13 protein-coding genes and 1 other RNA gene are annotated in these 15,588 nt (G+C 75.9%); 5 read left to right on the forward strand and 9 right to left on the reverse strand.

Going from position 1 to position 15,588, the window contains the following annotated elements; genetic code table 11:
• Window positions 1-25 precede the first annotated feature (25 nt).
• Window positions 26-688, reverse strand: a complete 663-nt coding sequence (locus PUR71_RS33365) for a PadR family transcriptional regulator (protein ID WP_443077661.1) — start codon at window positions 686-688, stop codon at window positions 26-28.
• A 178-nt stretch (window positions 689-866) separates the two neighbouring features.
• On the opposite strand from PUR71_RS33365, the gene PUR71_RS33370 reads away from it, so the two are divergent.
• Together PUR71_RS33370 and PUR71_RS33375 are read left to right on the forward strand one after the other, a co-directional pair.
• Window positions 867-1,265: an ACT domain-containing protein gene (locus tag PUR71_RS33370; RefSeq protein ID WP_329930958.1), complete on the forward strand. Its 399-nt coding sequence runs from the start codon at window positions 867-869 to the stop codon at window positions 1,263-1,265.
• 92 nt (window positions 1,266-1,357) lie between these two features.
• Window positions 1,358-1,615, forward strand: a complete 258-nt coding sequence (locus PUR71_RS33375) for a Prokaryotic metallothionein (RefSeq protein ID WP_329930959.1) — start codon at window positions 1,358-1,360, stop codon at window positions 1,613-1,615.
• Between the two features lie 75 nt (window positions 1,616-1,690).
• Here the strand turns inward: PUR71_RS33375 and rnpB are convergent.
• The 5 genes from rnpB to PUR71_RS33400 all read right to left on the reverse strand — a co-directional run bounded on the left by rnpB (window position 1,691) and on the right by PUR71_RS33400 (window position 5,873).
• An RNA gene (rnpB, locus tag PUR71_RS33380) (RNase P RNA component class A) lies at window positions 1,691-2,086 on the reverse strand.
• Between the two features lie 13 nt (window positions 2,087-2,099).
• On the reverse strand, window positions 2,100-3,596 hold the full coding sequence (locus PUR71_RS33385; protein WP_329930960.1) for an MFS transporter: 1,497 nt from the start codon (window positions 3,594-3,596) through the stop codon (window positions 2,100-2,102).
• Between the two features lie 37 nt (window positions 3,597-3,633).
• Window positions 3,634-5,121 carry an RNB domain-containing ribonuclease gene (locus tag PUR71_RS33390; protein ID WP_329930961.1) on the reverse strand — a complete coding sequence of 496 codons (1,488 nt, stop codon included), beginning with the start codon at window positions 5,119-5,121 and terminating at the stop codon, window positions 3,634-3,636.
• A 51-nt stretch (window positions 5,122-5,172) separates the two neighbouring features.
• Complete coding sequence (locus tag PUR71_RS33395) at window positions 5,173-5,544, reverse strand: type II toxin-antitoxin system death-on-curing family toxin (RefSeq protein WP_329930962.1); 372 nt, start codon at window positions 5,542-5,544, stop codon at window positions 5,173-5,175.
• Window positions 5,541-5,873: a hypothetical protein gene (locus PUR71_RS33400; RefSeq protein ID WP_329930963.1), complete on the reverse strand. Its 333-nt coding sequence runs from the start codon at window positions 5,871-5,873 to the stop codon at window positions 5,541-5,543. The genes PUR71_RS33395 and PUR71_RS33400 overlap by 4 nt, the downstream gene beginning before the upstream one ends.
• A gap of 182 nt (window positions 5,874-6,055) precedes the next feature.
• Between PUR71_RS33400 and yaaA the strand changes: the two genes are divergently transcribed.
• Complete coding sequence (yaaA, locus tag PUR71_RS33405) at window positions 6,056-6,841, forward strand: peroxide stress protein YaaA (RefSeq protein ID WP_329930964.1); 786 nt, start codon at window positions 6,056-6,058, stop codon at window positions 6,839-6,841.
• A gap of 45 nt (window positions 6,842-6,886) precedes the next feature.
• Here yaaA and PUR71_RS33410 read toward each other — a convergent pair whose 3' ends face one another.
• Genes PUR71_RS33410 through PUR71_RS33420 form a run of 3 tightly spaced genes read right to left on the reverse strand, consistent with a single transcriptional unit; the run spans window position 6,887 to window position 9,637 of the window.
• Window positions 6,887-8,029 (reverse strand): bifunctional RNase H/acid phosphatase, encoded by a 1,143-nt coding sequence (locus PUR71_RS33410; RefSeq protein ID WP_329930965.1) that lies wholly within the window; start codon window positions 8,027-8,029, stop codon window positions 6,887-6,889.
• A gap of 4 nt (window positions 8,030-8,033) precedes the next feature.
• Window positions 8,034-8,777, reverse strand: coding sequence for a zinc ribbon domain-containing protein (locus PUR71_RS33415; protein ID WP_329930966.1), 744 nt, complete (start codon window positions 8,775-8,777; stop codon window positions 8,034-8,036).
• A gap of 23 nt (window positions 8,778-8,800) precedes the next feature.
• Entirely contained in the window at window positions 8,801-9,637 is an 837-nt protein-coding gene (locus PUR71_RS33420; RefSeq protein ID WP_329930967.1) for a Nif3-like dinuclear metal center hexameric protein, read from the reverse strand.
• Window positions 9,638-10,243: 606 nt separating this feature from the next.
• Between PUR71_RS33420 and PUR71_RS33425 the strand changes: the two genes are divergently transcribed.
• Together PUR71_RS33425 and PUR71_RS33430 are read left to right on the forward strand one after the other, a co-directional pair.
• Complete coding sequence (locus PUR71_RS33425; RefSeq protein WP_329930968.1) at window positions 10,244-13,468, forward strand: class III lanthionine synthetase LanKC N-terminal domain-containing protein; 3,225 nt, start codon at window positions 10,244-10,246, stop codon at window positions 13,466-13,468.
• Complete coding sequence (locus tag PUR71_RS33430; protein WP_329930969.1) at window positions 13,465-15,453, forward strand: alpha/beta fold hydrolase; 1,989 nt, start codon at window positions 13,465-13,467, stop codon at window positions 15,451-15,453. Before PUR71_RS33425 ends, PUR71_RS33430 begins: the two co-directional genes overlap by 4 nt.
• Window positions 15,454-15,588 lie beyond the last annotated feature (135 nt).

Consider the following 15,588-nt stretch of genomic DNA (forward strand, 5'->3'; position numbering starts at 1 on the left):
CGGTTCCGGGTCCACCCGGTGGCGGTCAGTCATCCTCGGCGAGGATCAGGTACAGCTTCTTGCGGGCCTCGGTCAGCACCGCCAGGCCCTTGGTGCGCTGTGCCTGCGAGCCGGTGGCCATGACCTGACGGATCGCCTGGTCGACCGCGGCCAGCGCCTGGCCGACCTCCTGGACGGCCTCCCAGTCGACCTCCCGGCCGGCCTCCGCCCACGGCTCCGCGGGCCCGGCCTCGGCCTCGGCCCGGCCCGCCTCGGTGAGCGAGACCAGCCGCTTGCCACCGATCTCCTCCGCGAGGATCAGGCCCTCCTCCTCCATCAGCTGGAGGTTCGGGTAGATCGAACCCGGGCTGGGCCGCCAGGCCCCGCCGGTCCGCTCGGTGATCTCGGCGATCATCTCGTAGCCGTGCATCGGCCGCTCCTTGAGCAGCGCCAGCAGCGACGCACGGACGTCCCCGCGCCGGGCCCGGCCCCCGCGCCGCCCGGGCGGACCGCCGCGCCGACCGCCGCGCCCGCCGAAGCCGTGCCCGAACGGGCCGCCCATCGGGTGGCCGGGGCCACCGCCGCCGAACGGCGGCCCGAAGCCGCCGAACGCCGCGCGGCGCTCGTAGCCCTCGCCCGGCATCCCCTCGAACTCCGGGCCCCGACCGCGACGCCGGTCGCCGCGGGGACCCTCTCCACGAAATCGCATTCCTGAGCGCACGGCGCCCACCTCCCACAGTTCGACCCACAGGTCAGCGAAACAGTCGAGTAACTATCTCGATAGTTCGACGATATATCGGTGACTGTCGTTCGTCAACGGACACCGACACTCGACACGGCCCCGGAGCGCGACCCCCGGCCCCCTTCCAGCCGCTACGGTGACGGGCATGGCCGGAGAACGTGATCTTTCGACGCTGCTGCGCGGCATGCGTCCGCTGCTCAACCCGGGGCGGTACGTGTACTGCACGCTGCCCGCGAAGGTGCCCGCCGGGATGCGGCCGGTGGTGACCGTCGCCGAACCCGAAGGCGTGACGGTGGTGCTCGCCCAGGAGGAGGCGGACGCCCTCGGGCTGCGCTACGAGTACGTGGCCGCCTGGATCACCCTGCAGATCCACTCGGCGCTGGAGGCCGTGGGACTGACCGCGGCGGTCGCCGATCGGCTCGCCGAGGAGGGCATCAGCTGCAACGTCGTGGCCGGCTTCCACCACGACCACCTGTTCGTCGGCGCCGACGACGCCGAGCGCGCCGTCCGGGCCCTGACGGAGCTGTCCGAGCGCTCCGCCTGACGGGGCCGCCGAGTGGCCGCGGCCGTCCGCCCCTTCGACACTGGAGGCAGCCGCCCCGCCAGGGCCGGCCCCACCGGAAGGAGACGGCCGCCATGGCCATCTGCGTCACCTGCGGCAACGACTACTGGCTCGCCTTCGAGATCAAGACGGTCACGGGCGACACCTACACCTTCGACAGCTTCGAGTGCGCGATGGAGAAGCTCGCGCCGCGCTGCGAACAGTGCAACGTCCGCATCGTCGGCCACGGCGTCGAGGTGGCCGGCATGTTCTTCTGCTGCGCCAACTGCGCCCGCGTCAACGGCGGCCTCGGCGAGCAGATCCGCGACGCCGTCGGCACCCACCCGGCCTAGCCCGCCCACGACACGACGAGGGCCCTGCGGCCCGCGCTCGTCGCGCGGCCCGCAGGGCCCTCGTCTGCTTGGAGGCGGAAGAGTCGGCCTGTACGCCGGGTTCTGTCACCCGGGTCGCTCGCGCGGCCCGGGGAGACGGCCATCCATCTAGGGCTGCCGTTGCCGACAGCCTCGTGCGGTCTACCCGCGAGCTCGGGCGAGCAGCCCTCGAACACTCGCGCACGGCGCCCGGAGGCACCGATCTTGACCTTGCTCCAGGTGGGGTTTACCGAGCCGGCCGGGTCACCCCGGTCGCTGGTGGTCTCTTACACCACCGTTTCACCCTTACCCGCCGCAGAACGGCGGGCGGTCTGTTTTCTGTGGCACTGTCCCGCGGGTCACCCCGGGTGGGCGTTACCCACCACCCTGCTCTGTGGAGCCCGGACGTTCCTCGGCGGGTCTTAGACCCGTCGCGACCGCCCGGCCGGCTCTTCCGCCGTAGTGGTCATCGTAGCCGCTCGGGCGGCGCCTGCCGTACTCCGGTCCGGACCGCGGGAGCGTCCCCGCCGAGCCGGGCGGCGACCCGGGCCGCGGCCGCCGTCGCCCGGGCCGAGGTGGTGGCCAGGCCGAGGGCCAGGACCACGCCGCCCAGACCCACCAGGATCCACCAGCCGGCGTGGCTGGCCGGCGCGAAGCCCGTGGCCAACGGGCCGACCACCGCCGCGGTCACCACCGTCCCGATCACCGCCACCCCGAGCGACTGGCCGACCTGCCGGCTCGTCGACGCGACGGCCGCCGCCACCCCCGCCTGGGCCCGCGGCATGCCGGAGACGGCCGCGTTGGTGATCGGCGCGTTGACCATGCCGAAGCCGAAGCCGAACAGCGCGTACGCCACGAGCAGCAGCGCCGCCGGGGAGTCCGCGCTCAGCCGGGTCAGCAGCAGGCCGCTCGCGGCCAGGCCGAGCCCGGCCGCGACCAGCGGCAGGCGCGGGCCGCGGCTGCCGACGATCCGTCCGGACAGCGGCGCGCACACCAGCATCATCCCGGCCATCGGCAGCGTCCACAGGCCCGCCTCCACCGGGCCGTAGTGCCGGACGTCCTGCAGGTAGAGGGTGTTGAGGAAGAGGAAGCCGCCGAGCCCGGCGAACGCACACACCGCCGTGACGGTGGCACCGGTGAACGGCGGGCTGGCGAAGAAGCGCGGGTCGACCAGCGGCTCGGCCACCCGCCGTTCCCACAGCGGGAAGGCGACCAGCGCGGCCACCGCGACCCCGGCCAGGGCCAGGATCAGCGGGGACGTCCAGCCGTTGCCGGGGCCCTCGATGATGGCGGCGGTGCCGCAGCCCAGCAGCAGGACCATCAGCAGCTGCCCGACCGGGTCCAGCCGGCGCGGGCGCGGGGCACGCGACTCGGGGACGTAACGGAAGGTCAGCGCCACGGCGACCAGCGCGACCGGGACGTTGATCAGGAAGATCGACGGCCACCCGGCGCCGTCCACCAGGAACCCGCCGAGCAGCGGCCCCATCGCCATCGAGATGCCGACCACCCCGCCCCACACGCCGATCGCCCGGGCCCGCTCGGCCGGGTCGGTGAAGGTGTTGGTGATGATCGACATCGCGACCGGGTTCAGCATCGACCCGCCCACCGCCTGGAGCGCCCGGAACGCCACCAGCCACTCCAGGCTCGGCGCCAGGCTGCACAGCAGCGAGCCCAGCGCGAAGCACAGCAGCCCGATCCGGAACACCCGGCGTCGGCCGAACCGGTCGGCCACCGAGCCGAACAGCATCAGCAGCGAGGCCAGGACGAGCGTGTAGGCGTCGATGATCCACTGCAGGCCGGAGGCCGGGGCGTCGAGGTCGTGCTGGATCGCGGGCAGCGCGATGTTCACCACGGTGTTGTCGAGGCCGACGATGAACAGGCTCAGGCAGCAGATCGCCAGCACGAGCAGGCGGCGGCGCCGCTCCGGATCGGCGGGGGCGGTGGGGGCGGTGGGTTCGGACACGGCACGATCCTCCCACCCCCACCCGCGCCGGTGCGGCTCAGAGGGCCGCGAAGCGGACCGTCCGGGTGGCCGGATCGGCCGCCGCCAGCCGCACCCGGATCAGCCCGCCGAGCGGCAGCGGCGCCGGGCCGGCGCCCGTACCCGGGGCCGCGCCGGCGGCGGCCGGCCGGTCGCAGCGGGCCCGGACGGCCGGCTCGCGCAGCTGGACGGTGCCCGAGGCCGGCCGCTTCTCGTCCACGTCGATCACCACCGCCGTGAAGTCCTCGCCCTCGCGGCCCGCCAGCAGCTCCGCCTCCACCACGTCCACACAGGCCCGCTCGACCTCGGCCGACCGACGGTCCCCGCTCGCCATCAGCGCCGGCAGGGCGGGCAGCGCGTCGCGCGTCCAGTCCGGCACGTCCTCGCCCGCGGCCACCGCCGCGCACACCTCCTGGGCGAACCGGTCGCCGAGCCGGCGCAGCGGCGCCGTGCAGTGCGCGTACGGCGCCGCCAGCGCCACGTGCCCCGGATCGGCGGGGGCGGGCAGGCCGCGGGACTCGTCGAACGCGTGGTAGCCGGCGCCGCGCAGCAGCCCGGTGCACTCGTTGAGGAAGGCGGCGTTGAGCGGCACGTCCGGGTCCAGCGAGCGGATCAGCTCCTGGTACGACAGGCCGTCCGGCCAGGCCACGTCCAGCGCGACGGCGATCCGGCGCAGCCGCGCGTACGCGGAGGCGGGCGCGGCGGGCAGGGTGCGCAGCAGGCCGACGCCCGCGTCCAGCATCATCTCCGCCGCGGCCATGCCGGTGAGCAGCGAGATCTGGGCGTTCCAGCCGTCGGCCGGTCCGGGCGCGCGGTAACCGAGGACGTACCCGTGGAGGGTCTCCTCCACCTCCTGCTCGGGCACCGACAGGCTGATCCCGCCGCGCGCCCGTTCCTGCTCCTCGCGCAGCCCGCCCACCGTCGCCAGCAGGGCCAGCTGCTCGTCGGCCCCGCCGAGGTCGACGGCGCGCTGGACGGCCGCGTAGTCCAGGCGGCGGTGCGAACGGACCACGGCGCGGCGGGCGTCCGCGAGGACGACGGCGCCGTCCGGGTCCAGGTCCAGCTGCCACAGCAGCGCCGGACGGGGCTCGCCGGGCAGCAGGCTGGCGGCGTCCTCGGAGATCCGGGTGGGGTGCAGCGGGATGCGGTGGTCCGGGAAGTACAGCGTCTCGACCCGGCGGCGGGCCTCCGTGTCGATCGCCCCGCCCGGACGCACGAAGGCGGCGACGTCGGCGATCGCGTAGTACACCCGGTAGCCGCCGCCCGGGCGGCGGGTCAGGTGCATGGCCTGGTCGAGGTCCCGGGCGCCGGAGGGGTCGACCGTGAACAGCGGCAGGTCGGTGGCGTCGTACTCGGGCATCCGCGGGCGCTCGGCCGCCTCCTCCGCCTCGGCCAGCACCGCCTCCGGCCACTCGGCGTGGATCTCCAGTCGGGTCCTGAGCTCGGCCAGTTCCGCGTTGATCCGGGCGGAGTCGGCGGCCTTGACGCGCAGTTTTCGGCGTGGCATGCACGTCAGCGTAGGGCGAATCGGGTGATTCCGGGCGGAGGCTCGGCGGCCTCAGCGACCCAGGAGCTCCTTGAGGTCCTCGGCGGCGAGGGCGACGGAGTCGTCGTAGCCGCCGGTGGCCAGGCGCAGCACGAAGGCGACGGCGTCGTCCGGGTGCGGGTCGGTGTAGGGCTCGCCGTTGTAGTCCAGGAACAGGAGCATCGCCTCGAAGGCGGTGCGCTTGTTCCGGTCGACCAGCGGGTGGTTGCGGGCGAGGCTATGACCGAGCGCGGCGGCCTTGGTCCAGAGGTCCGGGTAGGCGTCGGCGCCGAACAGGCTCGCCCGTGGGCGGCCGAGTGCCGACAGCAGGGCGCCGAGGTCGCGGATGTTCTCCGGGCCGCCGGCGAGGTAGGTGACGTCGTCGAGGTCCAGGAAGTCCGTCACAGGTCCTTGAGCCTGTCCAGCGTCTCGGCGTTGGCCGCGCGGATGCGGGCCACCATGGCCGCCCTGCGCTCGGCCCGGCCGGGCCGCGTCAGGCCCTCCGGCACGTCGGACTGCCGCACCTCGAACGCCAGCTCGGCCGTGTCGCCCCCGCCCTCCCCCTCGGTGACCCGCACCCGCCCGGCCATCACGGCCTGCGCGGCGGCACGCAGCGCGAACTCCAGCGCCTGGCGCGTCTCCACCGGCAGATCGGCCGGCAGCCGCACCGACAGGGACTCCTCCACGGCGTCGTCATCCTCGCCGGGCACCAGGTCCAGGGGTCGCAGGGACATCTCGCTCACTCTCCTTCGCCACCCACCGTAACGGCCGATGGACCCTCGCCCCCACCGAATTCCCCCCGGGGGCCGAGAGGCGGGACACCCAGCAGCCCACTCCGGGGACTGGCCGACGGAGTGGGAGCGATTTTGCGTAGGGTGGCGGGGTTCGGTGGCCACAAAGTGTTGAGGAGTCCGCTGTGCTGGTGCTGTTGCCGCCCTCGGAGGGGAAGGCCGCGTCCGGGGACGGGGGGCCGGTGGCGCTCGACGGGCTGTCGTTGGCGGGACTGACGGCGGCGCGGGGTGAGGTGCTGGAGGCGCTGGTCTCGCTGTGCCGGGGGGACGAGGACACCGCCGCCGAGGTCCTCGGGCTCAGTCCGGGGCTGCGCGGGGAGATCGCGCGGAACGCCGGGCTGCTGTCGGCCGGCGTGCGGCCGGCGGGCGAGGTGTACACCGGGGTGCTGTTCGACAACCTGAGCCTTGCCACCCTGGACGAGGCCGCGTACGGCCGGGCCGAGCGTTCGCTGCTGGTGTTCTCCGGGCTGTGGGGCGCCGTGCGGATCGCCGACCGGATCCCGCCGTACCGCTGCTCGATGGGCGTGAAACTCCCCGGCCCGGGGGCGCTCGGGGCGTACTGGCGGAGCGCGATGGCCTCCGTGCTGCCGGAGGTCGCGGACGGCCTGGTGCTGGACCTGCGCAGCTCCGCGTACGCGGCCGCCTGGAAGCCGGCCGGCGAGGTGGCGTCGCGCACGGCCACCGTCCGGGTGCTCCAGGAGCGGAACGGCAAGCGCACGGTCGTCAGCCACTTCAACAAGGCGACGAAGGGCCGGCTCGTCCGGGACCTCCTGGTGGCCGGCGCCGAGCCGAAGACCCCCGCCGACCTGATGGACGCGCTGCTGGAGCTGGGCCACCGGGTGGAGCTCGCCGCGCAGGGCACGGCCCGCAAGCCGTGGCAGCTGGACGTCGTCGTCACGGAGGTGCACTGATCCCCGGCACCGGTGGCGGGCTCCCCCGGGAGCCCGCCACCGCCGTCAGCGCAGGTGCGACGTGTCGTTGAGCAGCCGCACGGACGCGTTGCCGTCCGCGTAGTACTGGACGGCGCACAGCGAGGCCGCCGACAGCTCCATCCGGTACAGCGAGTCCGGCGGAGCGCCGAGGGCGAGCCGGACGAGCGTCTTGATCGGGCTGACGTGGGACACGACGAGCACCGTCTTCCCGGGGTGGCGGGCGATGATCTTGTCGCGGGCGACGCCGGCCCGGTGGGTGAGCGTGGTGAAGCTCTCGGTGCTGCCGGTCGGCTTGGCCTTGGCCGAGCCGAGCCACGCCGTGAGGTCGTCCGGGTAGCGCTCGCTCACCTCGGCGAACGTCAGGCCCTCCCACGCGCCGAAGTCGACCTCGCGCAGCCCGTCCTCGTACCGCACGTCCAGGCCGAGCCTGGCCGCGACGGTCTCGGCGGTCTGCCGGGTGCGCCGCATCGGGGAGGCGACGACCGCCTGGACGCTGCCGCGCGCGGCGAGCGCCTCGGCGGCCCGCTCGGCCTGCCAACGGCCCTTCTCGGAGAGCTCCGGGTCGCTGCCGCCGCTTCCGGAGAAGCGCTTCTCCGGGGTGAGCGCGGTCTCGCCGTGGCGCAGCAGCACGAAGGTGGTGGGGGTGCCGAGGTCGGCCGGGGCGGCCCAGCCGGCCCTGGGGGCGGCGGTCTCCGGCGGCGGTTCGGCGACGACCGCCGTCGCCGCCGCGGGCTTCCTGGGCTCCCACGGGCGGCCCGCCCTGCCGGCGTCCATGGCCTCGTTGGCGAGCCGGTCGGCGTCCTTGTTCCGCTCGCGCGGGATCCAGGTGTAGGTGACGCGCCCGCGCGGGAGGACGGTCTTCGCCTCGGCGGCGAGCGGCTGCATGTCGGGGTGCTTGATCTTCCAGCGCCCGGACATCTGCTCGACGACGAGCTTGGAGTCCATCCGGACGTCCACCGTGGCGTCCGGGTCGAGCTCGCGCGCCGCCCGGAGCCCGGCGATCAGGCCCTTGTACTCGGCCACGTTGTTGGTGGCGTGCCCGATGAACTCGGCGGCCTCGGCGACGATCTGCCCGGTGTCGCCGTCGCGGACGACCGCGCCGTAGCCGGCCGGCCCCGGGTTGCCCCGGGACCCGCCGTCCGCCTCGACGATGAAGCGCGCCGCCACAGGATCAGACGCCCGAGTCGGCGGTGCGGACCAGGATCCGCGAGCAGTTCTCGCAACGGACGACCTTGTCGGCCGGCTCGGCCTTGATGGCGTTGAGCTCGGTGATGGAGAACTCGGTGCGGCAGCCCTCGCAGCGGCGCTGGTACAGGCGGGCCGCGCCGACGCCGCCCTGCGTCTCGCGCAGCTTGGTGTACAGCTTCATGAGGTCGGCCGGGACGACGGCGGCGACGGTCTCGCGGTCGCGCTTGACCTTGTCGGCCTCGGCGTCGATCTCGGCGAAGGCGGCGTCGCGGCGGCCCTCGGCCTCGGCGAGGACGACGGTGGAGTGCTCCAGGCGGGCGGTCAGCTCGGTGACGCGGGACTGGGCGCTCTCCAGGCGCTCCATGACCTCGAGCACGATCTCCTCCAGGTCTCCCTGGCGCTTGGCGAGCGAGCCGATCTCGTGCTGGAGGTTCTCCAGGTCCTTCGGCGAGGTGATCGCGCCGGAGTCGAGGCGCTGCTGGTTGCGGGCGGAGCGGGCCCGGACCTGCTCGACGTCCTGCTCGGCCTTGGTCAGCTCGCGGGCGGTGTCGCCCTGCTGGGCCTGGGCGGCGACGACCAGGTCCTTGAGCGCGGTGTGGTCGGCGGTGGCCTTCTCGATCTCGGCGTGCTCGGGCAGGCTGCGACGCCGGTGGGCCAGCTGGTCGAGCTTGGAGTCGATGGCCTGGAGGTCGAGCAGGCGGATCTGGTCGGCGGGCGCGGCGTTCAAGCGGAGAGCTCCTGTGAATCGGGTCAGGCGGGGAAGGACATGGGGGCGTGCGCGGTCCACGGGTCGGTGACCCGGTGGGAGACCTTGGTCTCCACGGCCCAGCCGCGCTGGTCGGCGACGGCCCGCAGGGCCCGCTCGGCCAGGGTGAGCCAGGGCCACTCGGTGGCCCAGTGCGCGGCGTCGACCAGCGCGACCGGGGCCGCCTCGGCGGCCTCGGACGCCGGGTGGTGGCGGAGGTCGGCGGTGACGTAGGCGTCCACGCCGGCCGCCCGGACCTCGGCGAAGAAGCCGTCCCCGGAGCCGCCGCACACCGCGACCCGGCTGATCAGCCGGTCCGGGTCGCCGGAGACGCGGACGCCGGCGGCGGTGGCGGGCAGGCCCTTGGCGACCTGCTCGGCGAAGGCGGCGAGGGTCAGCGGGGGCTCCAGCAGGCCGATCCGCCCGGCGCCGCGGCGGCCGGCCGGGTCGGTCGGGTCCGGCACCAGCGGACCGGTGACGGTCAGGCCGACGGCCTCGGCGAGGGCGTCCGAGACGCCCGGGTCGGCGTGGTCGGCGTTGGTGTGCGCGACGTGCAGGGCGACGCCGTTGCTGATCAGCGTGTGCACCACCCGGCCCTTGAAGGTGGTGGCGGCGACGCTGGTGGTGCCGCGCAGGTAGAGGGGGTGGTGGGTGACGACGAGGTCGGCGCCCCACTCGACGGCCTCGTCGACGACGGCCTGCACGGGGTCGACGGCGAACAGGACGCGGCCGACCTCGGCCCCGGGGTCGCCGCAGACCAGGCCGACGGCGTCCCAGGACTCCGCCCACTGCGGCGGGTAGACCTCTTCGAGTGCGGTGATGACGTCGGACAGTTTCGGCACCTGTCGAGACTACCGTGCGCGCGGGGGCGGTCGGGCCCCGGCCGCTCGGCAGCGGTGGGCGGTCCGGGGTGCCCCGGACCCGTACCGCACGGGTGCGGGACGCGTCCGTCGGGGAGCAGGACGGGAGCGGGTGGAGACCGGGACAGGCGCAGGACGGGAGCGGGTGGGGAACGGGGCGCTTCGGACGTGGGTGCCCCCGGCGTACGGACGCTCGTCAACCTGCCCCGATCCGCCGCTCGCACCCCCCGGCGCCGGGTGCGCGGGCCGCGCACGCCGGTGCGCCCGGCGCGCGTTGCTCACAGCGTGCCCTTCGCACGCATTCGAAACCCGTGCTCGATCACCCTTATGGGTGAAGTGACCGGGTGTGCGTTGAGCCTCCCCTGCCTCGAAAGTAACTTCAGTTCCGCGAACGGCAGTTGCCCCGGCCCGAGGTCGGGATTGCGCTCCGTCGACGCGGGCCGGAGCCCGCCGCCCCAGGGGCCCGACCCATCGCCCCGGGCGGGGCTGCGGTCGACCGAGGCAGCCGATCAGGCCGTGCCGCGCACCCGGGCGCCCGAGCAGTGGGCGCCCGCGGGCAGCGGCCGAGACGAAGGGATGTGAATGCGGATGGGGGCGGGCACATCGCTGCGTACGGCCGGGGGCGCGGGATCGGTGGCCGGCGGGCCGGATGCGGCCGGTCCGTGGCCGGAGGCGACGCGGGCGGCACTGGCCGGCGCCGGAAGCCGGGAGGGCGGCGGGGACTGGGAGGTCACCGCCGGGGGCTTCTGGTGCACGGCCAGGCCGTCCGGGTCGTCACCGTTACCCGGGCAGGGCTGGAAGCTGCACGTCAGCGCGGCCTCGGCGGTGGGCGAGGCGGTGCTGGCGGCCGTCGTGCGGGTGCTCGCCGAGGACCCGTGCACGTTCAAGTTCGCGGCCGGGGAGCAGCGCCTGCGGGAGCTCAACTCGCGCAACGGCGACCGCGGTTCGGCGGGCAAGTTCATCACCGTCTACCCGGCGGACGACGGCCAGTTCCGGCGCCTCGCGGCGGCGCTCGACCGCGCCACGGCCGGCCTGCCCGGGCCCGTCGTGCTCTCCGACCGGCCGTACCGGCCCGGCAGCCGGGTGCACTACCGCTACGGCGCGTTCGCGGCGCGTGCCGAACTCGGCAACGACGGGGAGTACCGGTCGGTGCTGCGCGGGCCGGACGGGGAGCGCACGGTGGACGTCCGCGGGGCCTCGTACCGGGCGCCGGGGTGGGTGCGGGATCCGTTCGCCCTGCCCCTCGGGCCCGGGACGCCGTCGGGGCCGAGGAAGCGGCCCGGCGGCGTGCTGCTCGCCGGACGGTACGCGATCACGTCCGCCCTGCGGCACAGCACCAAGGGCGGCGTGTTCATGGGCCGGGAGGCGGCGGGCGGCGCCGAGGTCGTGGTCAAGCAGGCCCGCGCCCACATCGAGGTCGACCGCGCCGGGACGGACGCCCGCGACGCGCTGCGGCACGAGGCCGCCCTCCTGACCCGGCTGGCCGGACGCGACCTGGCACCGGCCGCGATAGAGCTCATCGAGCAGGACGACTCGGTCTTCCTGGTGCAGGAACGAATCGCCGGGCAACCACTGGGCAGCTGGGTCGCCGCCCGCCTGCGGCGCGACGGCAGCCCCGACGTCGACTGGGCCGAGGCCGAGCCGATGGCCCGCGCCCTGCTCGACCTCGTCGAGCGGGTGCACGCGGAGGGGCTCGTCCTGCGCGACCTCTCTCCCGGGAACGTCATGGTGCGGCCCGACGGCGGCCTGCGGCTCGTCGACCTCGAACTCGCCGCCGAGACCGGCCGGCCCGCCGGCGCGGCCGGCACCCCGGGCTACCGCGCCCCCGAACAGGGCCCGGGCCGGCTCAGCCTCGTCACGGACGGCACGTGCGTCGCCGACCCCGCCGTCGACCTGTACGCCCTCGGCGGCCTCCTCTTCCTCCTCGCCACCGGCCACGACCCCCTCCTCCCCGAGGACCTCCCCCACGCCCGCCCCGTCACCGAACGCCTGACCCGCTGGCTCACCCTGGCCGCCCGCACCGGCGCGACGGCCCGCCGCCTCGCCCCGGCCGTCCTGGGCCTCCGGGCGGACACCCCGTCGGAGCGGTGGGGGGTGGCGGAGGTCCGCGCGGCGATCTTCGACGGGGACGGGGGCGGGGACGGGGACGGGGCTCCGTCGATGGCCGACGGCCGGGGCGGGGAGGCCCCGGGCGCCGCTACGGGCGCGGCCATGCGCGCGGAGCCGAGTGCACCGTCGTCGGGCGCCGACGGCCGCGGAGCGGCGCCGGCCGTGGGCACGAGCCAGTCGGCCGCCGGAGTCACGGCACGGCCCCCGCAGGTGGGCCACAGGCCGACCGGGCGGGCGGCTGCCGCAGCCGTCGGCCTCGAAGCGCCGGCAGACGCGGCGCTGCCGCCGGTCATCGCCGGGCGGCGGGGCAGCTCGCGGCCGGCCCACGGCCGCACCGCGTCTGCCACGAGCCCCACTGGAGCCGGCCCCGCGCAGCGACGCGGCGTGCTCCGCCTCGCCGACGCCTCCGGCCTTCCCTCGTACGACGCCGCGCCCGTCGCCGACCTCGACCGGGTCCTGGCGGACGGCCTGCGGCACCTCGCCGTCACCGCCACGCCCGGGCGGCGGGACCGCCTGTGGCCCGTGGTCGCGGCCGGGGAGCGGACGGATCCGTGCAACGTGCAGCACGGCGCCGCCGGGGTGCTCGCCGTTCTGGCCCGGGCGGCGCTCGTGGGCGGGCTGCCGACGGACGGCGAGACGGTCCGCATGGCAGCGGACTGGATCGAGCGCCGCTGCGCGGCCGAGCCGGTCTTCCTGCCCGGCCTGCATTTCGGCCGCTCGGGCACGGCGTGGGCGCTCCTCGACGCCGCCCGGGCCCTCGACGACCGCGAACTCGCCACCCGGGCCTCGGCGATGGCGCTGCGGGTCGACGTCGCGTGGCCCAACCCGGACGTCTGCCACGGCGCCGCGGGTGCGGGCCTTGCCCAGCTGCGGTTCGCCACCGAGGCAGCCGACGCGACCGAATCGGCCGGCACAGCCACAACCGACGGCTCCGCCGCGTCCGCCTTCCTCGCCCGCGCCGCGCGCAGCGGCCGCGCCCTCCTCGCCGCCGCCCGGCGGGAGCCGTACGGGCTGGTCTGGCCGGTGCCGAAGGACTTCGACTCGGCGCTCGCCGGGATCGCCCACCTCGGGTTCGCGCACGGGGCGGCCGGGGTCGGCGCCTTCCTGCTGGCAGCCGCCGGGGCCACCGGCGATCCCGCGCTCCTGGGCGGCGCCGTCGAGGCGGGCCGTACGCTCTCCGCCACGGTACGCCGGGACGCCGACGCCGCCTGGTGGCCGCAGAGCGCGGACGACGCCCCGCACGTCCGGCTCCCGCACTGGTGCAGCGGTTCGTCCGGCGTCGGCACGTTCCTCCTCCGGCTCTGGCAGGCCACCGGGGACGCCACCGCCCACGAGCTGGCGCTCGCCGCCGGGCGGGCCGTGCTGGCCGGCCGCTGGCACAGCGGGGTGAGCGCCTGCCACGGCCTGGCCGGCGACGGCGAGTACCTGCTGGACCTCGCCGAGGCCACCGGCGAGCGCGAATTCCGAACCGGGGCAGAGGAGTTGGCGCACCTGATCGCCGCCCGCTCCGCCCTCCGCGACGGCCTCGTGGTGCTCCCCGACGAGACGGGCACCGGGTGCGCGCCCGGCTACGGCACCGGCACCGCCGGCGTCCTCGCCTTCCTGCTGCGCCTGCGGCACGGCGGCCCCCGCCTCTGGGTCGACCCCGCGCCGCCCGCCACGCGCCGACCGCCCCGCGCCACGGACGAGGTGGGCCGAGCGTGAACGTCGCCACCCCGACCCGCACCAACGCGCTGCGCCGCCTGAGCTTCACCTTCGCCCCCGACGGCAGCCACGCCGCGTGCCTCGCCTCGGCCGCCGACGGCGGCTGGTACGCGGAGAGCTGGCACCTCCCGGCGGACGGCGGACCGGCGGCGCCGACCGCGCTGCCGCTGGCCGGCAACCGTTCGGAGAGCCTGCGCTCGCAGCTGGTCTCGCTGCCGGACGGGTCCGTCCTGATCTGCCGGCACGACGGCGAGCGGCACGACCTCGTCCACCTGGCGTCTCGCGAAAACACGTGCACGGAGCAGCAGTTGGCGACACTCCGGATGCCCGGCCTGCGCCTCCTGCCGCTGCCGGCCCCCCGGAGCGCCCCGTCTTCCCCCGTGGCGCTCGCGCTCGGCACCGACAGCCGCCCGGCGACCACGGTCTGGCTGCTCCGGACGGACGGCAGCGAGCCCGAACAGGTCGCCGAGGTGCCGGGCCTGCACGGCGGCGGGGTCTGGCTGGACCACGCCGGGGCGTTGCTCGCCCTGGACCGGGTGAGCGCGGGGATCGTCCGCACCATCGTGCTGGACGTGCGCAGCGGCGCCGTCACCCCGCTGCTGGAGATCGGCGAACGCAGCAACGACCGCCTGGTGCTGTTCGACCCCGACAGCCGCTTCGCGATGGTGCGCAGCGACGCGCCGGGCGCCGACCGGCTCGGCTGGGGCGTGCTGGGCGGCGGCGATCCACTGCGGTTCCCGGAGTGCCTGCACGTCGCGGGGATGTTCCTGCGGCCGGTGGCGCTGCGGCAGGCGGAGGACGGGCCGGGGGTGGCGGTGCAGATCGACCACGGCGCGGGTTCGGCGCTGGCGCTGTGGCGGCCCGCGGCGGGCCGGCTGGACCCCCTCCCGGTGCCGCCGGGACGGCTCGGCGCGGTCGGGCACTGGGGGGAGGCGGGGCTGCGGATGCCGTACTCGGCGCCCGATCACCCGGCGGCGCTCGCGACACTGGACGTGGACGCGCTGCTCGCGCACGGTCCGGCGGCCCCGGCGACCGGACCGATGCCGCTGCCCCTCCAACTAGCGCCGCTGGGATCGGAGCTGCCCGGCCCCTGGCGGGGCACGGCGTTGCCTCGGCAGTCCGGCGGCGCGCGCATCTCCCGTACGCAGCCGCCCGGTTGGCGCCTGGACGGCAGCACGGCACCCGGGGACGGCGGCCGCTGGCAGCCCGCCCAGAGCCTCGAACTCGCCGGACCTGCCGGACCGTTGGAGGCCGTCGTGTACGGCGGCGACGCGTGGCTGAGCAGCCCGCATCTCGTCCTGGCCCTGCACGGCGGCCCGGCGGACGCCTGGCGGCTGGAGTTCGACCCGGCCCTCCAGCGGATGGCCGCGGAGGGGCTGGCCGTGGTCGCGCCGAACCAGCGCGGCTCCACCGGGTACGGCGTGCCGCACGCGATGGCGATCCGCGGTGCGTGGGGCGGGCCCGATTTGGACGACGTCCTGTACCTGCTCGACGGCCTCGCGGGGCAGCGCGCGGCGCTCGGCCTGGAGCCGCCCTCCCTGTTCGGCGTCAGCTACGGCGCGTTCCTCGCGCTGCTGGCGGCGGCACACGCGCCGACCGAGCACGTGGCGCGCTGCGCGGTGGTCGCGCCGTTCCTGTCCGGCGCCCGACTGCTGGCCGAAGCGGCGCCCCCCGTAAGGGCGTTGACCACCCGGCTCGGCGGCGGCGAGCAGATCGCGGACGCCCGTGGGCCGCGCGACGTGCTCCAGCTCGCGCACCGGCTGAGCGCGCCGCTGCTCGTGGTGCACGGCAACCGGGACGAGGTCGTGCCCGTGAGCCAATCCCGGTCGCTGCGGCACGAGTTGCTCCGGATCGGCCGGATCGAGGGCGCGGACTTCCGGTACGTCGAGGCGGCCGGTTCCGGGCACGAGGTGCTGGCCGAGGAGGGCGCCGCCGTGCTGCACGAACTGCTCGCCGCCTTCCTGCGCACCGGCCGACCGGGCTGACCGGCCCCGTACGGCACCACACCCACAGACTCCCGGGCCCGACGGCCCGGGGCACCACCCCGGCGCGGCGGACCGAGCCGCCCGGGGGCGATATCCGGTGCCCGCAGGCAGATCGCGGCGGGCGCGCACCCAAGG

It is taken from the genome of Streptomyces sp. SP17BM10 (genome assembly GCF_036322405.1).
GTDB lineage: Bacteria > Actinomycetota > Actinomycetes > Streptomycetales > Streptomycetaceae > Kitasatospora.